Origin of the sequence: Agarivorans sp. Alg241-V36, assembly GCF_900537085.1 — a bacterium.
In the GTDB taxonomy this organism is placed as follows: Bacteria; Pseudomonadota; Gammaproteobacteria; order Enterobacterales; family Celerinatantimonadaceae; genus Agarivorans.
Genome location: NZ_UNRE01000005.1, coordinates 25,234 through 44,776 on the forward strand (window position 1 = coordinate 25,234; position 19,543 = coordinate 44,776).

Genomic DNA, 19,543 nt, shown 5'->3' on the forward strand with positions numbered 1-19,543 from the left:
TGTCTTTTAAGGCTAGCAGAGAATAGCTGAGCTGTTAGAACATGTATCGAACACCTGCGCTAGCTTCGAGTTTCACCTCTAAATCGTCAATCACATAAACAATGGGTTGTAGTTCGGCGAAGAAACGAAATTTGTCTACCACGGTATGCGCGCCGAACACGGCACGAGCGCCTAGTTTATGGTGATGGTGGTCGCTCCATTTACCGCCAAAGCCGTAATAAAAGTACTGTTGATCGGGAAAGCCAATGATTTTGTCGCCACTAAGTGAAAAATCGTTAAGCCCAACGTTGACTCGAATGTCATTAAACTGAGCGCTAATTCCGTTATCGCTGCCAACCATTACTCCAAGCTCGGGATTGGCTTTAGCCGAAAGTGTCACCAAGCTAAGTGCACTTACAGCAAATATTGCAATTTTCATAGTTACCTCATTTATAGTTTGTTGGGCATTCTAGAGATAGCCCACCGCAAGGTAAACTAAACAGCTGTTGCTTTTATCGACAAGCCTGCGCAGATATCGTGACAGGCTAAGCTAATTTGGCTAATTGCAGCGAAATAGTGCTTGTTGAGGGGGGAAATGCGTGCTAAATGTAAGGTAAGTGGTTGATACTCATATAAGGGTTCACCATTTTATGAAGTTGCCGAGAGTGGTTTATCTCCCTTCTCCAGCTTCTAAGCGCTAGCTATTTTTAGTCGTAAGGAGTGCTTATGAGAACAGAACAAGCGTTCGCCAATACCGGATTGTTAAGCCGTTACTTAGCAGAAAGAGAGCAATTTTTTAAAGGAGCATGCTGCTTTGTTCCTGATTCCCACCATAGCCTTAAAGAGCAGCAACACAGTGCCTTACAACACGCCTATCAACAATCTTGGATTAGCATTTCCGAACTTCAACACTGGTCACAACAACTGGATTTGTGATTAGCTAATTTGCTCAGCTCGCTACGCGATGGCTTTAGCGAGTTGTGAGCAGGTAAGTCAAAATAGGCGATCGGCAGTTTGATCGCCGCCAGCTGCTGACGTAAAAACAGATCCAGCTGCTGCTTATCTAGCTTTTGTTCGGCCTTAATAAAAGCCACCGGACATTGGCCGTACTCACTATTTTGTTGCGCAACCACCACTGCTTGATTAATTTGTGGATGCTGCAACAGCGCTAGCTCAATTTCTTCGGGTTGAATATTCTCGCCAGCACAAATAAACATATTGTTACTACGACCTAAAGTATAAAGGTGAGCGCCCTCAATTAAGCCTCTATCACCGCTATTAAACCAACCATCGGGTTCGCACGCTTTCAAAATCTCGCCGTTTTTCCAATAACCTAGGAACAAGGTTTTACCACGTAGGTGAATTTCGCCTTGGTGTATTTTGGCGCGGCGATGCGGCAAAATCTGATAACTGTTTTGCCCCAAGCTGTGATGACGGGTGGCAATTTGCGAGCTCATTTCACTGCTGCCATAAGAGTTGTATACATGAAAGCCACGGCTAATCGCTTGTTCCAATAAACTCTCGTTACAGGCTGCGCCACCAATCAAGATATGTTTTAGTTTTAAGCTATTGGCCCAAAACTTTGCTTGGGTGAGCAAGCGATAAAGTTGGGTGGGCACCAGCGAGACATGGGTGGTCGCACTAGCTAACAAGTCGGGAAAGACTCGGCCTTTATTTTGCGCAATCACAATCCGCGCACCGGCCAATATACAGCGCCATACTATGGCTTGGCCGCCAATATGGTAAAGCGGCAAAGACAATAACCATTGGTCTTGGTGGTTGAGAGGGATCATCGCTTGTGAGCCCTGAGCGCTGTAGTAGTGGTTTCGCCAGCAGTGCACCACGGCTTTAGGTGGGCCGCTACTGCCAGAAGTAAACACCATGCTCATAGGAGCTTCGCTGTCGAGCTCGCCAGCATCACAGCCGCTAAGTGCTTGATGAGGGTTAAATTCGACCCGCTTGCCTTGGTTTAAGCTCAGATCCAAGTTGCTCCAATAAAACTGGCACTCTACGGTTGCGCTTAAGGCCTGCAATTGGCTGAGAGGGTGGTGGTGATTGAGCGGGCAGAAAATATAGCCTAGCTCTAAGCTTGCTAGCTGCAATAGCAGCATGCGTAGCGGATCTTCACCAAAGCAACATAGTCTTGAGCCTTTCGTAAGGCCTTGCAAGCGCAATTGCTCAGCCGCGGCCTTAACCATGGCATAAAGCTGCTGATAGCTGACATGCTGTTGGCCAATGCTTAGTGCGATGTGCTCGGGTCTAAGTTGGCTTTGCTGTTGCAGTGCGTGGGTCGACAAAGAAAGGGTGCTCATAGCGGCATTATGCCGCAAAAGGTGATGCTTGTCGCCGCTGGCAAATCTCACCAGCGGCGCAGTGCTATGCAGGGCTAAGCTACTAGTGCAGTTACCCCAAAGGCGCCAGCTAGGCCAGCGATAGCGCGAGTGATTTTTTGACCATAAGCAGATTGTTGTGCCGCTTTACCTAGCAAGTAGCCACCACCAATAAGGGTGATAGAACTGGCAATAAATCCAGCGAAGAATAGCTTCATATCTGCGCCTGCTGGTACTTCATTACCGTGAGCCGCGCCGTGTAAAGCAGCCACTAAACATACTGCTAACCCCGCTACGCTAGCCGCTTTTGGTAATACCTTAGCGACTAATACCGCCATAACCAGTAGAGAAATGGCCAAACCTGTTTCTAACATTGGTGGTACAAAACCCATGCTGGCTACTACGGCGGCAACGATTAAGGCAAAAACACTTTGCGCCATGCTTAGTTTTAGTTTGCCTGTTTGGCTGGCTAATAAACCAATTAGGCTTAAGGCTATTAAGTGGTCTAGACCGGTAATCGGGTGCAATAGGCCTTCGCTAAAACCGTGGTGGTGCCCTTCGTGAGCGAAGCTCGGTAAGCTAATTAGTAGGCCTGCAGCCAAAGTCAGTAGTCTTTTCATGGTAGATTCCTTGTAAATTAAAACTAGTTAGCAGTGGCTGGACTGGACTCTTCCAACATGCCTTGCTCAATAATAAAGTTGATAATGGTTTGCAAACCGTCGCTGGTTTTAAGGTTACTAAATACGAATGGGCGCTCGCCGCGCATTTTCTTAGCGTCGCGATCCATTACTTCTAGCGAGGCACCAACGTGTGGTGCTAGGTCGGTTTTGTTGATGATCAATAAGTCAGACTTAGTAATGCCTGGCCCACCTTTACGCGGGATTTTGTCGCCAGCACTTACATCAATAACATACAAAGTTAAGTCACTTAGCTCTGGGCTAAAGGTGGCGCTTAGATTGTCGCCGCCGCTTTCTACTAATACTAAATCTAAGCCTTGGTGGCGACGATTAAGCTCAGCAATGGCCGCTAGGTTCATCGACGCATCTTCGCGAATCGCAGTGTGTGGGCAACCGCCGGTTTCTACACCTAAAATACGGTCTTCGGCTAGGGCATCATTACGCAGCAAAAATTGGGCGTCTTCTTTGGTATAAATGTCGTTGGTCACTACTGCTAGGTTGAAGCGGTCTTTTAGTTCGCGACATAGGGCAGTAAGTAAGGCGGTTTTGCCTGAGCCTACTGGGCCGCCAACACCTACACGTAAAGTTTGTTTTATGCTCATTGTGGTTCCTCTTTTTTGTGGCTGCGCTAAGAGCGAAACAGCCGACAATATTGGGTTTCGTGAAGGGCGCTAGCCAAGCTTAAGGCTGGTAACGACCCGCTAATTTGTTCAAAGGGTAGAGTGAGTCCCGATTCGCGTGCGGGTGGCAGTAGTGGCAGTAACTCACTTAATAATTTTTGGCAGGCAGTTTGTCCAAGTGGCAGGGTTTTACCCGCTACTGCCAGTTGGTTTTCTAGCCAAGTCCATAGGTAGCCGTCGGCTAGCTCGTTTAGCGCAACCTGCCAATGCACGCCCGCTAAGGCAAACATGCTGGTCCAACTCATAGGCTCATCGCTCAGCTTTGCAGTGATGCTCTCATCAAGCTGAGTGAGCAAGGTGCGCAGGGCGTTGCCCATTTGCACATCTTCTAGCTCTAACTCGTGAGTTTCGCGGCTGGCAATAAGCTCTAGGTTTAGGCTTTCAAACTTAGCGAAATCTTGGGCTTCACAAGCTTGATACAGCGCCGCGAGCATGGGGATGTCGAGGCAGGCTAAACCCGCTTCTAAACAGCCACTAATCCAAGATTTTAGCTGCTGCGGATTGTTTACCCAGCCGTTTTCGATGGCGTATTCCAAACCCTGCGAATAGGCAAAGCCGCCCACCGGTAGGCTTGGGCTAACCAAGCGCATTAGCTGAAGTTGCGCCATGCTAGACATTAGTGGCTGTGTCCGGGTAAATGGCTGTGGTAAGCGCCCGTTTCTGGGTCAAAAGGCCCTTGGTGCTGTTCTACTCGTAGCCCGTAAAGCTCCACTAAGTCTTGTAATACGTGGTCGGGTTGAAAGCGCACCCAGCCTTCGCCTATTTGTAGCGGCGTATGGCGATTGCCCAAGTGGTAACAAACCTTGGCGAACATTAGTGGGTCATCGCTATAGGCAGTGGTGACTAACTCGTCGGCACTTTTAATCTCAACCACTTCGCCATTGTCGGCTTCGAGCATTTGACCATTTTGCAGCACTTGGCCACGCTCAAGGAAAAAGCCGATATCTTGTTTGGCTTCGGTTTGCGCCTTAATGCGGGCTTTTTTACGCAATTCGTAACTCAATACCACTTGGTGATGCACCGGTCCGTGATAGTGATGGAGGGTTTGATACACCTTTAACATTCATTCTCTCCTTAAAATAAAAAGTATCGCTGCGCGAGCGGCAGCTCGGTAGCGGGTTCACATTCGAGCAATTGGCCATCGGCGCGCACTTCATAGGTTTGCGAGTCCACTTCCATATGCGGTTGGTAGTGGTTGTGCACCATGTCTTGTTTCTTAATGTTGCGAGTATTTTTACAGGCCACTAGGCGACTAGTGAGGCCAAGGGTCTCATCAATTTTTGCATCTAAAGCGGCTTGGCTTACAAAAGTCACCCGGGTTTCGGTCATCGCTTTGCCGTAGGCGCCAAACATTGGGCGATAGTGCACGGGTTGTGGCGTTGGAATAGACGCGTTAGGGTCGCCCATTGGTGCAGCAGCAATCGCGCCGCCTTTAATAATTAATGATGGTTTGGCACCAAAAAAGGCGGGTTTCCACAATATTAAATCGGCCAATTTACCCACTTCAACCGAGCCAACTTCATGGGCAATACCGTGAGTAATAGCTGGGTTAATGGTGTACTTGGCAACGTAACGTTTAGCACGGAAGTTGTCGCAACCTATTTCTTTATCTTCGGGTAATAAGCCGCGCTGCACTTTCATTTTGTGGGCGGTTTGCCAGGTACGGGTAATCACTTCACCCACTCGACCCATGGCTTGGGAATCGGAGGCGATCATCGAGAATGCGCCTAAATCGTGCAAGATGTCTTCGGCCGCGATGGTTTCTTTACGGATCCGCGAATCAGCAAAGGCCACGTCTTCTGGAATAGCTGGATCGAGGTGGTGACATACCATCAGCATGTCTAAGTGCTCGTCTACGGTATTAATGGTGTACGGGCGAGTAGGGTTGGTAGACGATGGCAAAACATTGTCTAAGCCACAGGCGGTAATAATATCGGGAGCGTGGCCGCCGCCTGCGCCTTCGGTGTGGTAAGTGTGAATTACCCGTCCTTTAAAGGCGGCAATGGTATCTTCTACAAAACCAGACTCGTTTAAGGTATCGGTATGAATGGCTACTTGTACGTCGTAGTTCTCGGCAACCGTTAAACAGTTATCGATAGACATTGGCGTGGTGCCCCAGTCTTCATGCAGTTTCAAGCCCATGGCACCAGCCATTAGCTGCTCTTCTAAGGGGCGCGGTAAGCTAGCATTACCTTTGCCTAAAAAGCCCAAGTTCATTGGAAAGCTGTCGGCCGACTGCAGCATTTTTCCTAAGTGGAATGGCCCCGGAGTACACGTGGTGGCATTAGTGCCCGTTGCTGGACCGGTGCCGCCACCTAACATGGTGGTGGTGCCCGACATTAGCGCCTCTTCAATTTGTTGAGGGCAAATGTAGTGAATATGTGAGTCTACGCCACCGGCGGTAATAATTTGGCCTTCACCGGCAATCACCTCGGTACCTGCACCAATCTCGATATCAATATTGTCTTGAATATCGGGGTTACCGGCCTTACCAATGGCTTGAATACGGCCTTCTTTAAGCGCGATATCGGCTTTAACGATGCCCCAATGATCTAAAATTAAGGCATTGGTAATGACCGTGTCTGGCACCATGGCACAGCTGGCTTGGCTTTGTCCCATGCCATCACGAATAACTTTACCGCCACCAAATTTCACTTCGCTGCCGTATTGGGCGTAGTCTTTTTCTACTTGAATGATTAGTTCGGTATCGCCAAGGCGTACTTTGTCGCCCACGGTTGGGCCAAACATTTCGGCATAGGCGCGTTTATCCATCTTGCTCATGCTTGCTCCTCATCACTTAGTTGACCCATTACTTCACCTCTAAAGCCATACACTTCGCGCTTGCCACTTAGGGCAACCAGTTCTACGCGACGGCTTTGGCCTGGCTCAAAACGTACTGCAGTGCCTGCGGCAATATTTAGTCGAAAACCCAAGGCCGCTTTGCGGTCAAAATGCAGGGCTGGGTTGGTTTCGGCGAAGTGGTAGTGCGAGCCTACTTGCACTGGGCGATCGCCACTGTTGGCAACATCTACGGTCACGGTGGCTAAACCTTGGTTTAGCTCAATGTCACCATCATCAATGATTAGTTCTCCAGGTATCATTTGCTGTTCCTCTACAAGTGGCCTAAGGGATTGGGTTATGCACGGTAACCAGCTTGGTTCCGTCGGGGAAGGTGGCTTCCACCTGCACTTCGTGCACCATTTCGGCAATGCCATCCATAACATCGTCACGGCTTAGCAAGGTGCGCCCCCAGCTCATCAACTCGGCAACACTGCGCCCTTCGCGAGCGCCCTCTACGATACTGGCCGAGAGATAAGCCACGGTTTCGGGGTAGTTAAGTTTTAGCCCTTTGTCTTTACGTCGCTCGGCGACCAAAAAGGCGGTGAACAGCAATAACTTATCTTTCTCTCTTGGGGTTAATTCCATGTCTGCCTCGTAGTATTAAATTAGGTATTCCAAATTCGTGGGGGAACAGCCGGGTGGCCTAAAGTCACAGGGCGAATGATGGCCCAAGCGGCTTCAAATTCTTGCCTCACTTGCTCGGCGTTATCCCCTAAGTAGCGCAATATGATTAAACCTCGCACCAAGGTAATGCCCACCTCGGCGCAAGCTAATTGTTCGCGCAGATCTTCTAGCAATTGTTTTTGCGCCAGCTCATCCAGTAAATCTACCGTGGCCAACATGCAGGCATAAACGTGTTTGCCTGCAAGCGCAGCTGGGTTGGCGGCGGTATTGGCATTGTCGATTCGGGTATTTTCAATCAGCAGTGGGCGCTGCTCGCGATATACCTTGATAGATTGCAATAGCTCGCCATGGTCAAAGTCTTCGTCGCTGGCTTTACGGCCTAAACAGGTAATTTCCCAAGCAATCAACTGAGCATTGCCTTGCAGCATAAAGTGGCTATCTAAGCGGCCTTGGGCACCATTGAATACAATAGTTTCTGGCGGTAGCCACTCTAAACTGCTGTTGTCTTGTAAATGAAAACGCTGCTCTTGGCGTTGCTGCTGGCGCGCCAAATTAGAGCGGTATAATTTGCCTGAAGCCGGAGTAGTCAGTACCACTTTGCTGCCAGCTAGGCATTCCACGTTCATCAGTAGGTGATCGCCAGCCACTAAGCCACCTGGTGGGTGCAATAAATACACATGGCAACAATCTGGTGCAGCCAGTTCTGGGTGAAAAGGACGTTGCACCCGCAATGGTCCTTGGCTTTGATTAAGGGTTAAGCGAGTTTTATTAGCGATAGGGGCAAAGCCCAAATCAAGGGTGGCCACCCATCCTTGCTTGATTGGGGCGTGCGAATTGCTGCATGCGGCTTGCTCTTGCTGACTCACTGTTATCCTTCTTTCATGGCTGAGAGTGATTTTTCCTCTGCTTGATAGAGCAAGAACTAAACCAGTTTTATCGCACTAACCTAAGTGCGGCTCCTATTCAAAATAGCGCAAAATCAGCAGTTTGGGGTGGATCATTTTGGTGCGCAGTGGCCAAGTTGGTGCGTTTGTTTGGTGTTTATTTATTGCGCGATCATTTTGGTGCGTTTATTTGAGGCAAACGCTCATGTTTTGTGCGTCGAATAACTAGTGATATATACATTATTAGCGTAAGATGTTGTTTTTAATCGGTATTTTCTACTTGGCATAGTCGATGCTGTATCTCGTTTAGCACTGCATGAGGTACCGCATGCTCTAAAGGACTATAAAAAATAGGAAATATAGCAATGACACAACATAGCAAATGGAAGAAGATCGCAACGGTTGCAAGTGGTGTAGCACTTGCCTTCTCACTTAATGCAGCCCAAGCCGCTGAAACCATTAAAGTAGGCGTATTGCACTCTTTATCAGGCACCATGGCCATCAGTGAAACAACACTGAAAGACACTGTGCTTATGATGATTGAAGAGCAAAACAAAAAGGGTGGTCTATTAGGCAAGAAACTTGAGCCTGTAGTAGTTGACCCAGCGTCAAACTGGCCTTTATTTGCCGAGAAAGCACGTGAGTTACTTGATAAAGAACAAGTTGACGTTATCTTCGGTTGTTGGACTTCGGTATCTCGTAAATCAGTTCTTCCTGTAATTGAAGAACTAAATGGTATGCTTTTCTACCCAGTACAATACGAGGGCGAAGAAAGCTCTAAAAACGTATTCTACACTGGTGCTGCGCCAAACCAGCAAGCTATTCCAGCGGTTGATTACCTAATGGAAGAAGAAGGTGTAGAGCGTTGGGTTCTAGCCGGAACCGACTACGTATACCCACGTACTACGAACAAAATCTTAGAAGCTTACCTTAAGTCTAAAGGCGTAGCTGAAGCCGACATCATGATTAACTACACGCCATTTGGTCACTCTGATTGGCAAACTATCGTTTCTGACGTGAAGAAATTTGGTGGTGCAGGCAAGAAAACAGCGGTTGTTTCTACCATTAACGGTGACGCAAACGTTCCTTTCTACAAAGAGCTAGCTAACCAGGGTATCTCGGCTGAAGACATTCCAGTAGTAGCCTTCTCAGTAGGTGAAGAAGAACTATCTGGTTTTGATACAGCGCCTCTAGTGGGTCACCTAGCGGCTTGGAACTACTTCCAAAGCGCAGACAGCGAAGCTAACGAAGAGTTTATTGCTGCCTGGAAAGCTTACACTGGCGATGACAAGCGTGTAACTAACGACCCAATGGAAGCAACTTACATCGGTTTCCAAATGTGGGCTGAAGCGGTAGAAAAAGCCGGTACTACAGAAACAGATCCAGTACGTGACGCTATGTACGGTATCACTGTTCCTAACCTAACTGGCGGTTACGCGGTAATGAACACTAACCACCACTTAACTAAACCAGTACTGATTGGCGAAATTCAAGCTGACGGTCAATTCGACACTGTATGGCAAACTGCTGGTGGCGTAATTGGTGATGCTTGGACTGACCACCTAACTGAATCTGCAACTATTGTTGCTGATTGGACTGCCCCAATTAAGTGTGGCAACTTCAACATCAAAACTGGCCAATGTTCTGGTCAAAACTACTAAGGAACTGTTGCGCTTTTGAGCTCAACAGCCCAAAAGACAAATAGAACCTAGGTACGCGTAAACAGCTAAGTGCCTACGGGCACTTTTTAAAAGGCGCGGCTGAGTAATATCGGTGGCGCCTTTTTTGTATTGAATCAATCAAGAGTAGGGATTGTTTTGAGCATATACATATCACGCTTCGCACGCTTATTAGCCGGTGTTTTACTCATGCTTTGGGTATTACCAGCTGCAGCAAGTGATTGGGAGCAGGCAGTGCAGGCCTTAACTGCAAAAAAAAATAGTCAAAAACAACAAGCCATTGAACAGCTAATTGCTAGCGGAGATGAGCGTAATAGCCTGATCTTCGAAAGTTTATTAAGTGCCAATCTGTACTACCAAAAATCCGATAAAAAAGTGGTAGTCGCGGTAAAAGAAGGCAGCCTTTATAACTTAAGTTCGGTGGTTGACGGCGCTGAATTAGGCAGCGTTAAAAAATCTCTGATTAAGAAAATCTCGGTTAATAACAAAATTCGTCGACAGCTTCGTAATGGCTTGGCGCTTATTGGTTTAAATGCCGAAGAAGCCAGCGCTCGAATAGCTGCGATTCGTTCTTTAATGAATACTGCTGACCAATCACATACGCCGCTTATTGAGCAGCGCATGGTGGCCGAGCAAGACGAAAAGGTGATTGCCAAACTTAAAGAAATGCAGGCCATCATCAACCTTCAATATGGCGAAACGGCTGAGCGTTTAGCTGCGGCTAATTTATTGTCGGGTCAGTTGGATCCTGCCTCACGTAACGTGCTGGTGAAGCAGCAAGCTAGTGAGCAAGACAGCGCAGTGCTCGCGGCCATTGATAGCGCCATTGCTACTAATGAGCAGCTGCTGCAAATAAACAGCGTAGCCGAGAACATCTACTTTGGTTTAAGCCTAGGCGCAGTGTTGCTGCTAGCCGCAGTAGGCTTAGCGATTACCTTTGGTGTGATGGGCGTAATTAACATGGCCCACGGCGAAATGATTATGCTGGGCGCTTACACCACCTATGTGGTGCAGCAACTAATGCCAAACAATATTGAGTGGTCTTTGCTGGTGGCAATTCCTACCGCCTTCCTTGTATCTGGCTTAGTAGGGGTATTAATTGAGCGCGGCGTTATCCGCTTCCTATACGGTCGCCCACTAGAAACGCTACTCGCCACCTTTGGTTTAAGCCTTATTTTGCAACAAGCAGTACGTAGTATTTTTGGCCCACTTAACCAAGCGGTGATTACCCCGCAATGGATGAGCGGCTCGCTAGAAATTAACGGCGTATTGTCACTTACCTATAACCGCCTCTACATCATTATTTTCAGCTTTATGGTTGTTGCAACTTTGTGGACCATTTTGCGTAAAACCTTCTTTGGTTTGCAAATGCGTGCGGTAACCCAAAACCGTCCAATGGCTAACTCAATGGGCATTCGCTCTAGTTGGGTAGACGCCATGACCTTTGGTCTTGGCTCGGGCATTGCTGGTATTGCCGGTGTGGCTTTAAGTCAGCTAACTAACGTAGGCCCTAACCTTGGCCAAAACTACATTATCGATTCCTTCATGGTGGTGGTATTTGGCGGCGTGGGTAACTTATTTGGCACAGTGATTGGTGCGCTTACCCTAGGCGTGGCTAACAAGCTAATGGAACCATTCGCCGGTGCAGTATTGGCGAAGATTTTGGTTCTCGTGTTCATCATTCTATTTATTCAAAAACGTCCACGAGGCTTGTTTGCCTTGAAAGGCCGTACGGTGGAGGACTAAAGCATGCCTAAGTCTGTATTAGTTCGATTTTTAGTGAAAGACAAAGTGGGCAACGCCATGTTGCTGGCTTTGTTATTGTCAGCGATTTTAGTGCCGATAATGAGCTTGGCACTAAGCCCAGAAAACCCAATGCATTTAAGCTCGTACTGGGTAACTTTGTTAGGTAAATATCTGTGTTACGCGCTATTAGCGATTGCCGTTGATTTGGTGTGGGGTTATTGCGGTATTTTAAGTTTGGGACACGGCGCGTTTTTTGCGCTGGGCGGCTATGCCATGGGCATGTACTTGATGCGCCAAATTGGCGACCGTGGTGTATATGCCAACCCAGAATTACCCGACTTCATGGTATTCCTCGATTGGTCGGAATTGCCATGGTATTGGATGGGCTTTGATATGTTCCCCTTTGCCATGTTAATGGTGTTTTTAGCACCGGGCATTTTAGCCTTCATCTTTGGCTACTTGGCCTTCCGTTCGCGAGTTACTGGGGTTTACCTATCGATTATTACCCAAGCACTTACCTATGCGCTGATGTTGGCGTTTTTCCGCAATGACATGGGCTTTGGTGGTAATAACGGTTTAACCGATTTCAAAGACATTCTTGGTTTTAGTTTGCAAGCCGATTCAACCCGGGCGGTACTATTTGCCTTAAGTGCTTTGGCTTTGGCCGGTGCTTATGTGCTGTGTCGTTGGATAGTGAACTCTAAGCTTGGTCGAGTATTGATTGCGGTGCGTGACAGTGAAAGCCGTACCCGTTTTATTGGTTACCGCGTAGAGCGCTTTAAGCTGTTTGTATTTGTGGTTTCAGCCATGTTGGCTGGCGTAGCAGGTGCTTTGTATGTGCCACAAGTGGGCATTATTAACCCTGGTGAATTTGCTCCGCTTAACTCTATCGAAAGTATAGTTTGGGTAGCTGTTGGTGGCCGTGGCACCTTGTTTGGTGCAGTGTTTGGCGCGCTATTGGTTAACTTTGGTAAATCTTGGTTTACCGGTGCATTCCCAGAACTATGGTTGTTCTTCTTAGGTGCGTTGTTTGTGGTTACTACCTTGTGGCTACCAAAAGGCGTAGTGGGTTTGTACGGCAGCATTAAAGCTAAGTTGCAAGAGCGAGCCGCGACTAAACCTAGCGCTGTTAGCGTTGAGAAACCTGTAGTAGCAGAAAGCAAAACCAGCAAAGAACAACCATCGGAGGGAGCAGCAAATGCGTAGTGTACATATTCCTCAAGACACCATTTTGTATGTAGACGGTGTAACCAAAAGCTTTGATGGTTTTAAAGCCTTAAACAGCTTGTCATTGATTTTAGAACCCGGCCAAATGCGCGCCATTATTGGCCCTAATGGCGCCGGTAAAACCACTATGATGGATGTGATTACCGGCAAGCTTCGCCCCGATGAAGGCACAGTGTTTTTCAACAATGACATCGACCTAACCCAACACGACGAAGCCGAAATTGCCAACATTGGCATTGGCCGAAAGTTTCAAAAACCCTCGGTAATCGAAAACCTCACGGTGTTCGAAAACCTGGAGTTGGCCTTGGCGGGGCGTCGTGGCGTGTTCGAGTCATTAATACATAAATTGTCCTCTAGCGATAACAAGCAAATTGGCGATACCTTAGCCTTAATTCGCTTAGCCGATAAGCAAGATTGGCAGGCTGGCTCTTTATCACATGGCCAAAAACAGTGGCTAGAGATTGGCATGTTAATCATGCAAGAGCCGCAGTTGTTGTTAATTGACGAACCCGCCGCCGGTATGACCGACGAAGAAACCGCCCTTACCGCCGAACTATTTAAAGAGCTCGCCAAAAAGCACTCTTTGGTAGTGGTAGAGCACGATATGGATTTTGTAAAAGCCCTCGATTGCCCAGTAACGGTGCTACACGAAGGTTCGGTACTCGCCCAAGGTAGCCTTGAGCAAGTGCAACAAAATCAGCAAGTCATCGAAGTTTACTTAGGGCGTTAGGAGGATCATTTATGCTAGAACTTTCTCAAGTTGATAGCCATTACGGGGCCAGTCAAGCGCTTTACAATGTAGGCTTAAGTGCCGAGCCTGGCAAAATAAGTTGTGTGCTCGGGCGCAACGGAGTGGGTAAAACTACCTTGCTTAAAGCCTTAGCGGGACAACAAAGCATTAGCGCCGGCAGTATTATGTTTAACGGTAAAGACATTAGCAAAATGTCGCCAGCTCAACGGGCTAAACAAGGCATTGCTATTGTGCCGCAAGGGCGTGAGATATTTGGCCAACTAACGGTGCTGGAGAATCTTAAAACGGGATTCTCGGTACTGCCAAAATCAGAGCGTTTTATTCCCGACGAAATCTTTCGTTTATTCCCGGTGTTAAAGCAAATGCTGGCGCGCCGAGGCGGCGATTTATCGGGGGGGCAGCAGCAACAATTAGCGATAGCTCGGGCACTAATTATGCGCCCAAAATTGCTAATGTTGGACGAACCCACCGAGGGGATTCAACCTTCAATTATTAAAGACATCCAAAAGGTATTGGCACTACTGCGCGATCGCGGCGAAATGGCGATTGTATTAGTAGAGCAATATTTTGATTTTGCGGTAGCCCTTGCCGACAACTACACCGTATTAGATCGCGGTAACGTAGTGTTGCAAGGCAGCAAAGACGAAGTAGATGAAGCCGATGTTAAGCGCTGGATGAGTGTTTAAAGTTAACTCGCGTTAATGATATAGCCGCTCACAAGAGCGGCTTTTTTTGTGCTGATAAGCTGTAGCCAAGCTTTAACTCGTTTTTGGACAACAGCTTGCTAGTTAAGTTACGGGTGTCCAGTATTTCTCGTTTTAAAAGTCGAAACTTAATCCGAGTTCGACATAATTGTCGAAGTCTTCGGAAATGTGGTATCTAATCGTTGGTTTCACCCCCTTAATGTTGAACATGGCAGAGACTTCATGAGTGTTCATTGAACCTTTGTTGCCCCAATGCTTTGCAACATGGAACGAATGGTAATGACTAAACTCATATCCGAAGCTTAACCAGTCAGTCACCTCTTGCACGAGACCAAGGGAAGTATCCACATTAGTTTTGTGCACTGTATTGATCGGCTCGGCTTGATCGTAACCAAGGTCAAGTGAACCATATAGCACGGTTGAGTCAGTCACGTATCCTGCGACAAAGTAACCTAACCACGGTTTGACTGAGAACTCTGAGAGTTGTCCAGGTGAAGATACATATCCAGCAATCTCATGGTAGACACTTCCGGTCAAGAATGAGTAGCCGAAGCCAAACTCTCCGTAGCCTTCTGTATCCACTTCGCCGAACACTCGCCATGAATCGTTAAGATCGTAGCTTGCATTCAGTGTAGCGGTTGTATCTGAACCAAATGATATCGAAAACGTGTCCGTAATAGTGTCCAAGATCTCCGCCTGAATGTTAAAACTTAGTAGTGTGATAGCTAACAGGCGGAGTTTCATGGTTTAACTTATGACTTAAAGCGAGCTTGTGCTTTCGCTTTGATGTTGTTTAGCTTAGTGCGGTCGATTGAGTCTGGCTTAGGCAGGTTCTCAGTGATGTGTTTGTTCAGTTCTTTACGAGCCTCTTCAGTAGTCATCTGCTCACCAGTTAGCAGGTAAGCTCCTAAAGAGTAGCCATCGCGAACTAGGCCATCAGCGCCAGCTTCAACACCCATTAACTTAACAGCACGTAGTTTGTTATCTTCAGCCCAGTCTTGGTAACCAGCCATGAACGTACCCCAAGCATGTTCTCGTACACCATCAGCGAAGATGTCGCCACCGTTTACAGCTAGGAAACCACCAACTACAGCTCGGCGCTCTTCGTCAGTCTGAGTCATGCTCATCATTTCTTTCCAAGCATCAACAGTATTAGCGTCAACGAAAGTAGTGCCATTCTCGGTTGAAATAGAGATGCCACCTAGAGGCATTTGCTCAATAGTAATGTTATCAGCAACATCGCTTACGTTGCCGTCACCGAAGCCAGGGTCCGTACCGATAGGGTTGTCAATACCAGAACCATCGTCAATTACTGGCGGTTGTGAAGGAATACCTGCAATTGGGTTGTCAATGCCAGAACCATCGTCAATTACTGGCGGTTGTGAAGGAATACCTGCAATTGGGTTGTCAATGCCAGAACCGCCGTCAATTACTGGCGGTTGTACTGGAGCACCTGCGATTGGTTGGTCAGGTGAATCATAGTCAGGAGTGTTATCACCATCATTGCTAGATGAAGAAGAACTAAGTAATGCGATGCCTACAGCTGCAGCAGAGAAGAGCCCAGCTGCGACCTTATCAGAGGTAGACATAGAAGAGCTGTTATCAACTGGCTCGTATGCCTCTAGGTCAGAAGCAGTTGCGTTGAATGATAGCGCTGCGATTACAGATGCAGCGATAAGTGAATTTTTCATTATATTGTTCTCGATAAAGTTAAAAGGGCGGTCTCCTATAAAGGAAAGAGACCGTGACCAAAGTGTTTAATTAGTTGGGGGTGAACCTCGACTGATTAAGATTCACAAAGGACACTGCACCGAATGCCCTTTAGGAACTTGCTAGTCAAAGCACAATAAAGACAGGTGCTTTAGCGAAACTGAGGCATGTAATCTAAGTTTGCTTCAATCGTTTCATTCAAGGCCGTTTCTAGAACGGTTCCTGTCGTAACGAGTGGGTTCAAAATTAGCGCTCGGTGAGCTGTATTTCTGTCCCCAGTAACCGCAGCTTCAACGGTCAATGTTTCAAACTCTTTCAAGACTTGAATTAGACGCAGTGTGTCCTTGGGGAAGGGTGCAACGTTCAATGGAAGTGGACCTGATTTGGTGATCATGCTGCTTACTTCGACAGTACAGTCATACGGTAGACCTTCAATCGCACCATTGTTTCTCGTGTTCACATGCATGATGGTGCGTTTGTCATTGAAGATAGAGCTCATTAGTTCACAGGCAGCCTCTGAATAGTATTGGCCACCACGTTTTTCTAGCTCTTTCGGCTTTTCGTTTAATTCTGGATTGCGGTAAATATCAAACAATCGATTTTCCATGGCTTTAACGACTTCACCGCGAGTACCTKCGCCACTCGCCTCTTCCAGTTCTTGACCCATAATGTCTTCGCTGGTGTAGTAGTAACGTAAATACGCGCAGGGAATCATACCCATATTACGCAATAGTTCTGCTGGCCATTTAAACGGAGRAATATTCTGTGGTACGAGTGGATCGTTACCTGAAAKCATCTCTTCCACCACATCTTGTAGCTTGTCACGGCCTTCGTGTAATACTTTACGTGCCCAAATAAAGTGATTTAGTCCCGCGACTTGTAATACAAAGTCCTGTTCATTGGCATCCAGTATTTTTGCGATGCCTTTTTGCATAATGACAGGCACATTGCACAAACCAACAGCCTTCACTTTGGTGTGTTTCAAGATGGCTTCAGTTACCATGCCCGATGGATTGGTGAAGTTCAGTAGCCAAGCATCAGGGCATAGAACTTCCATTTCTCGTGCAATTTCTAAGGCAATAGGAATCGTGCGACACGCGTTTGCAAACCCACCTAATCCATTGGTTTCTTGACCAATCATTCCATACTTTAGGGAAATCCGTTCATCACGAATTCGACCTTCCAAACACCCTGCGCGGAACTGCGAACAAACAAAATCGGCACCTTCTAGGGCAGGCTTTCGCTCCAAGGTCACATGAACATCAATATGTGACATATTATTCTTAGCCAGCATACGGCGAGTCAATTCACCAATAATGCTAACTTTTTCGAGACCCTCTTCAATATCAACCAGCCATAACTCGCCAATTGGCAATTCATCATTACGCTTAATTAGACCTTCAATGAGTTCTGGAGTGTAACTTGAGCCTGCGCCAATAATGGTGATTTTTAAGTGTTTGTTCATCGTGATGCCTTGTATGGATAAGATGAGTTAATTTAAAGGCATATAAAGCTTGTTTACAAACCAGTAATAACTTGCTACAAATTAGCTATTCTAATCCATGGCGGTGTGTGCACTATGAATCGAAAACTGCAAATGCTATCCAACATGTACGTCTTTGCCGTCGCAGGAAAGTCTCTGAGCTTTACCAAAGCAGGAGAAGAACTGTTTATTTCACAGGGCGCAGTTAGCCAACGCATTAAATCTTTGGAAGAGCAACTTGGTTTTAGTCTGTTTGTAAGATTGACAAGAAAACTTAAGCTGACAAATGAGGGAGAACGCTTGCTGCAGGCATTGAATCAATCTTTCGATGTCATATTTTCAGAACTCGACGACATTAAATTCAACGAATTGCATGGCGAGCTATACATAGGCGTAGCACCAACGTTTGCCCAAAGGTGGATACTAGAAAGRCTTCCAGAATTTCAACAACGCTATCCTAACCTTAATATCAAACTGAGAGTAAAAGCGAGTCGCATAAACTTTCAACATGAACCTGTCGATATAGCCATTTACTACAGCAATAACGAACACCCTGAGTTCTATCATCAACGTTTGTTTGATGAAGTGTTGGTACCAGTTTGCAGCCCTGATTATTTCGCTAAACATTTTGAAAGCGATGAACCCATAGCGATGCAACTCTCCAACGCTACTTTTATCCACTGCACAGAATCATTAGAAGGTAGTCAATCAAGCAAAGAATGGTCTGTATGGTYAGCAGGGCAACAAAACGAAGAAATTCTATCTCTAGATGTAATGAAAAATACGTTTCTTATTAATCACGCTGATATGGCTATGATTGCAGCACGAAGTGGCTTAGGTATTGGCATTGCACGAAAATCACTAGTGCAAGAATATTTAGATAATGGAGAGCTACGAATGCTACTTTCCGAAGTGCCGTCAGGCCTTGGATACGATTTAATATGTATGAAAGGGCAACAAACTAGGCCTAAGATAGCAGCATTTATAAACTGGATTTCTTCACAATTGGAAGAGCTAGAAGTCTAAAGTATTCGCCCCCACCCTTTAATATGCTTTACTTGGCCTGAGCGATAGTTACTTGCGAGCACTATTGATGTATGAATAAGCCATTGTTCTAACGTACAATGGGGCAGAAACAAGTTAATGGGGTCATAGTGAAATTAACGGAGAGTAGCAGCATAGGCTATTCAAAATGACCTAGCCCCTCTATCTGGTCTACAGCATTCATAATTTAAGTGCCTACACGGTAACTCTTCAATCTCGGTTTGAGCGAGCTTTAAAGGCTTCAATCTCGGCCTTTGCCGTGTTTTTCCCAAAATCATCGAGCACTGATTGGGGTGTTTCGTCCGCATCATAAACAAAGTAGCGAATCGCAATCATCATCACGGCAAAGAATTCAACAACCATTACTATCCCCGCAAGTAAGCCTCCAATATCCAGTTGTAACAAAACATACGCAATGATTAGTACGACAAGGTTAATTGCTAATAGGAATAGGCCTTTCTTCTTATGTTTGGTCATAAGATCCCTCTTAAGGTGAATGGTAAATATGCTTAGCTTAGTGACCTAGATGCAAGAGTTTGTTTGATCTTACTGCAGCAAATAGTCTTTGCCGCACCTCTATTGATAAAAATCATACTAGTAACGATCCATAGTGTCACTTGTTTTTGTGAGGGCTGCTTTGGGGTTGGTTTAATTAGCACGGGCTTTAATAAAAAACTCTCGGTATGAACTTTGGTTCGTCTAGTTTCTGTGCTTATAAGAATGCGATTGCGTTGAGCTTATTAGTGTTGAATTTTCTCGAGCTAAGCAAGTTCCCGATAGCTCCGCAAAGTCACCATGGCTGCGGGGTTGAACAATAAAATCTATAACATGTTCGTTTGAGGCGAATATCAATACGTTGTGTCCGTCAAAGCGTAAAGCCTTGGTGTAATCTTTAATGTTCCAATCAAAGCCAAGTAAGCCAGCTGAATCTTCATTGTAGGGACCAAGGAAGCAGACTTTTGTCCACGCTTGGCTGCCGAGTTTTGCTAAATTTAGTTCGCCACTCTCATTAGTACTGATTAGCTTCCACAGGGCATAGTCATGTTTTGGTAACACTGGTTTAGGCATGACTCTCAGGTAAACCTCATGAGAATAAATGCCTAACATAAACATGCCAATTAAGCAGACCATGCTTAGTAGTGAAATAACTAGCTTTTTCACACTACCTTCTTGTTTTTATACTG

General features: G+C 46.5%; 22 protein-coding genes. 7 read left to right on the forward strand and 15 right to left on the reverse strand.

Features of this window, described 5'->3' with window-relative positions:
* Positions 1–34: 34 nt before the first annotated feature.
* Positions 35–418, reverse strand: coding sequence for a hypothetical protein (locus tag G6R11_RS12135; protein WP_163133346.1), 384 nt, complete (start codon positions 416–418; stop codon positions 35–37).
* Between the two features lie 287 nt (positions 419–705).
* On the opposite strand from G6R11_RS12135, the gene G6R11_RS12140 reads away from it, so the two are divergent.
* Positions 706–915 (forward strand): hypothetical protein, encoded by a 210-nt coding sequence (locus tag G6R11_RS12140; RefSeq protein WP_163133347.1) that lies wholly within the window; start codon positions 706–708, stop codon positions 913–915.
* Here G6R11_RS12140 and menE read toward each other — a convergent pair.
* The 9 genes from menE to G6R11_RS12185 all read right to left on the reverse strand — a co-directional run bounded on the left by menE (position 885) and on the right by G6R11_RS12185 (position 7,997).
* A complete protein-coding gene (gene menE, locus G6R11_RS12145) occupies positions 885–2,291 on the reverse strand; it encodes an o-succinylbenzoate--CoA ligase (protein ID WP_163133348.1) in 1,407 nt (468 codons plus the stop codon). The genes G6R11_RS12140 and menE overlap by 31 nt on opposite strands.
* Positions 2,292–2,365: 74 nt before the next feature.
* Complete coding sequence (locus tag G6R11_RS12150) at positions 2,366–2,929, reverse strand: HupE/UreJ family protein (protein WP_163133349.1); 564 nt, start codon at positions 2,927–2,929, stop codon at positions 2,366–2,368.
* Positions 2,930–2,952: 23 nt separating this feature from the next.
* Positions 2,953–3,588 (reverse strand): urease accessory protein UreG, encoded by a 636-nt coding sequence (ureG, locus tag G6R11_RS12155; RefSeq protein WP_163133350.1) that lies wholly within the window; start codon positions 3,586–3,588, stop codon positions 2,953–2,955.
* A 26-nt stretch (positions 3,589–3,614) separates the two neighbouring features.
* Complete coding sequence (locus tag G6R11_RS12160) at positions 3,615–4,283, reverse strand: urease accessory protein UreF (protein ID WP_163133351.1); 669 nt, start codon at positions 4,281–4,283, stop codon at positions 3,615–3,617.
* Positions 4,283–4,729: an urease accessory protein UreE gene (gene ureE / locus G6R11_RS12165; protein ID WP_163133352.1), complete on the reverse strand. Its 447-nt coding sequence runs from the start codon at positions 4,727–4,729 to the stop codon at positions 4,283–4,285. Before ureE ends, G6R11_RS12160 begins: the two co-directional genes overlap by 1 nt.
* 11 nt (positions 4,730–4,740) lie before the next feature.
* Positions 4,741–6,447 carry an urease subunit alpha gene (gene ureC / locus G6R11_RS12170; RefSeq protein WP_163133353.1) on the reverse strand — a complete coding sequence of 569 codons (1,707 nt, stop codon included), beginning with the start codon at positions 6,445–6,447 and terminating at the stop codon, positions 4,741–4,743.
* Positions 6,444–6,767 carry an urease subunit beta gene (locus tag G6R11_RS12175; protein ID WP_163133354.1) on the reverse strand — a complete coding sequence of 108 codons (324 nt, stop codon included), beginning with the start codon at positions 6,765–6,767 and terminating at the stop codon, positions 6,444–6,446. Before G6R11_RS12175 ends, ureC begins: the two co-directional genes overlap by 4 nt.
* Positions 6,768–6,789: 22 nt before the next feature.
* Positions 6,790–7,092, reverse strand: coding sequence for an urease subunit gamma (gene ureA / locus G6R11_RS12180; RefSeq protein WP_163133355.1), 303 nt, complete (start codon positions 7,090–7,092; stop codon positions 6,790–6,792).
* Between the two features lie 20 nt (positions 7,093–7,112).
* Positions 7,113–7,997, reverse strand: a complete 885-nt coding sequence (locus G6R11_RS12185) for an urease accessory protein UreD (protein ID WP_163133356.1) — start codon at positions 7,995–7,997, stop codon at positions 7,113–7,115.
* 383 nt (positions 7,998–8,380) lie between these two features.
* Here G6R11_RS12185 and urtA point away from each other — a divergent pair, with 383 nt between their 5' ends.
* From urtA to urtE, 5 genes are all read left to right on the forward strand, one after another.
* Positions 8,381–9,676: an urea ABC transporter substrate-binding protein gene (urtA, locus tag G6R11_RS12190; protein ID WP_163133357.1), complete on the forward strand. Its 1,296-nt coding sequence runs from the start codon at positions 8,381–8,383 to the stop codon at positions 9,674–9,676.
* Between the two features lie 156 nt (positions 9,677–9,832).
* Complete coding sequence (urtB, locus tag G6R11_RS12195; RefSeq protein ID WP_163133358.1) at positions 9,833–11,440, forward strand: urea ABC transporter permease subunit UrtB; 1,608 nt, start codon at positions 9,833–9,835, stop codon at positions 11,438–11,440.
* Positions 11,441–11,443: 3 nt separating this feature from the next.
* Positions 11,444–12,646: an urea ABC transporter permease subunit UrtC gene (gene urtC, locus G6R11_RS12200; protein WP_163133359.1), complete on the forward strand. Its 1,203-nt coding sequence runs from the start codon at positions 11,444–11,446 to the stop codon at positions 12,644–12,646.
* Positions 12,639–13,397 carry an urea ABC transporter ATP-binding protein UrtD gene (urtD, locus tag G6R11_RS12205; RefSeq protein WP_163133360.1) on the forward strand — a complete coding sequence of 253 codons (759 nt, stop codon included), beginning with the start codon at positions 12,639–12,641 and terminating at the stop codon, positions 13,395–13,397. The genes urtC and urtD overlap by 8 nt, the downstream gene beginning before the upstream one ends.
* 11 nt (positions 13,398–13,408) lie before the next feature.
* Positions 13,409–14,104, forward strand: coding sequence for an urea ABC transporter ATP-binding subunit UrtE (gene urtE / locus G6R11_RS12210; protein WP_163133361.1), 696 nt, complete (start codon positions 13,409–13,411; stop codon positions 14,102–14,104).
* Between the two features lie 132 nt (positions 14,105–14,236).
* Here urtE and G6R11_RS12215 read toward each other — a convergent pair whose 3' ends face one another.
* From G6R11_RS12215 to G6R11_RS12225, 3 genes are all read right to left on the reverse strand, one after another.
* A complete protein-coding gene (locus G6R11_RS12215) occupies positions 14,237–14,866 on the reverse strand; it encodes a hypothetical protein (RefSeq protein WP_163133362.1) in 630 nt (209 codons plus the stop codon).
* A gap of 8 nt (positions 14,867–14,874) precedes the next feature.
* Entirely contained in the window at positions 14,875–15,813 is a 939-nt protein-coding gene (locus G6R11_RS12220; protein ID WP_163133363.1) for a hypothetical protein, read from the reverse strand.
* Between the two features lie 170 nt (positions 15,814–15,983).
* Positions 15,984–17,297 carry a 6-phospho-beta-glucosidase gene (locus G6R11_RS12225; protein WP_163133364.1) on the reverse strand — a complete coding sequence of 438 codons (1,314 nt, stop codon included), beginning with the start codon at positions 17,295–17,297 and terminating at the stop codon, positions 15,984–15,986.
* A 114-nt stretch (positions 17,298–17,411) separates the two neighbouring features.
* Between G6R11_RS12225 and G6R11_RS12230 the strand changes: the two genes are divergently transcribed.
* Positions 17,412–18,341 (forward strand): LysR substrate-binding domain-containing protein, encoded by a 930-nt coding sequence (locus tag G6R11_RS12230; RefSeq protein ID WP_163133365.1) that lies wholly within the window; start codon positions 17,412–17,414, stop codon positions 18,339–18,341.
* A 228-nt stretch (positions 18,342–18,569) separates the two neighbouring features.
* Here the strand turns inward: G6R11_RS12230 and G6R11_RS12235 are convergent, their stop codons facing one another.
* Together G6R11_RS12235 and G6R11_RS12240 are read right to left on the reverse strand one after the other, a co-directional pair.
* Entirely contained in the window at positions 18,570–18,836 is a 267-nt protein-coding gene (locus G6R11_RS12235; protein WP_163133366.1) for a hypothetical protein, read from the reverse strand.
* A 222-nt stretch (positions 18,837–19,058) separates the two neighbouring features.
* On the reverse strand, positions 19,059–19,520 hold the full coding sequence (locus tag G6R11_RS12240; protein WP_163133367.1) for a hypothetical protein: 462 nt from the start codon (positions 19,518–19,520) through the stop codon (positions 19,059–19,061).
* Positions 19,521–19,543: the final 23 nt, after the last annotated feature.

Coding starts and splice junctions, on each gene's coding strand:
- G6R11_RS12220 (WP_163133363.1), bottom strand. CDS start 15,813: ATGAAAAATTCACTTATCGCTGCATCTGTAATCGCAGCGCTATCATTC.
- G6R11_RS12150 (WP_163133349.1), bottom strand. CDS start 2,929: ATGAAAAGACTACTGACTTTGGCTGCAGGCCTACTAATTAGCTTACCG.
- ureG (WP_163133350.1), bottom strand. CDS start 3,588: ATGAGCATAAAACAAACTTTACGTGTAGGTGTTGGCGGCCCAGTAGGC.
- G6R11_RS12175 (WP_163133354.1), bottom strand. CDS start 6,767: ATGATACCTGGAGAACTAATCATTGATGATGGTGACATTGAGCTAAAC.
- G6R11_RS12215 (WP_163133362.1), bottom strand. CDS start 14,866: ATGAAACTCCGCCTGTTAGCTATCACACTACTAAGTTTTAACATTCAG.
- G6R11_RS12235 (WP_163133366.1), bottom strand. CDS start 18,836: ATGACCAAACATAAGAAGAAAGGCCTATTCCTATTAGCAATTAACCTT.
- G6R11_RS12160 (WP_163133351.1), bottom strand. CDS start 4,283: ATGTCTAGCATGGCGCAACTTCAGCTAATGCGCTTGGTTAGCCCAAGC.
- G6R11_RS12140 (WP_163133347.1), top strand. CDS start 706: ATGAGAACAGAACAAGCGTTCGCCAATACCGGATTGTTAAGCCGTTAC.
- ureE (WP_163133352.1), bottom strand. CDS start 4,729: ATGTTAAAGGTGTATCAAACCCTCCATCACTATCACGGACCGGTGCAT.
- menE (WP_163133348.1), bottom strand. CDS start 2,291: ATGAGCACCCTTTCTTTGTCGACCCACGCACTGCAACAGCAAAGCCAA.
- ureA (WP_163133355.1), bottom strand. CDS start 7,092: ATGGAATTAACCCCAAGAGAGAAAGATAAGTTATTGCTGTTCACCGCC.
- ureC (WP_163133353.1), bottom strand. CDS start 6,447: ATGAGCAAGATGGATAAACGCGCCTATGCCGAAATGTTTGGCCCAACC.
- urtA (WP_163133357.1), top strand. CDS start 8,381: ATGACACAACATAGCAAATGGAAGAAGATCGCAACGGTTGCAAGTGGT.
- urtD (WP_163133360.1), top strand. CDS start 12,639: ATGCGTAGTGTACATATTCCTCAAGACACCATTTTGTATGTAGACGGT.
- G6R11_RS12135 (WP_163133346.1), bottom strand. CDS start 418: ATGAAAATTGCAATATTTGCTGTAAGTGCACTTAGCTTGGTGACACTT.
- urtC (WP_163133359.1), top strand. CDS start 11,444: ATGCCTAAGTCTGTATTAGTTCGATTTTTAGTGAAAGACAAAGTGGGC.
- urtE (WP_163133361.1), top strand. CDS start 13,409: ATGCTAGAACTTTCTCAAGTTGATAGCCATTACGGGGCCAGTCAAGCG.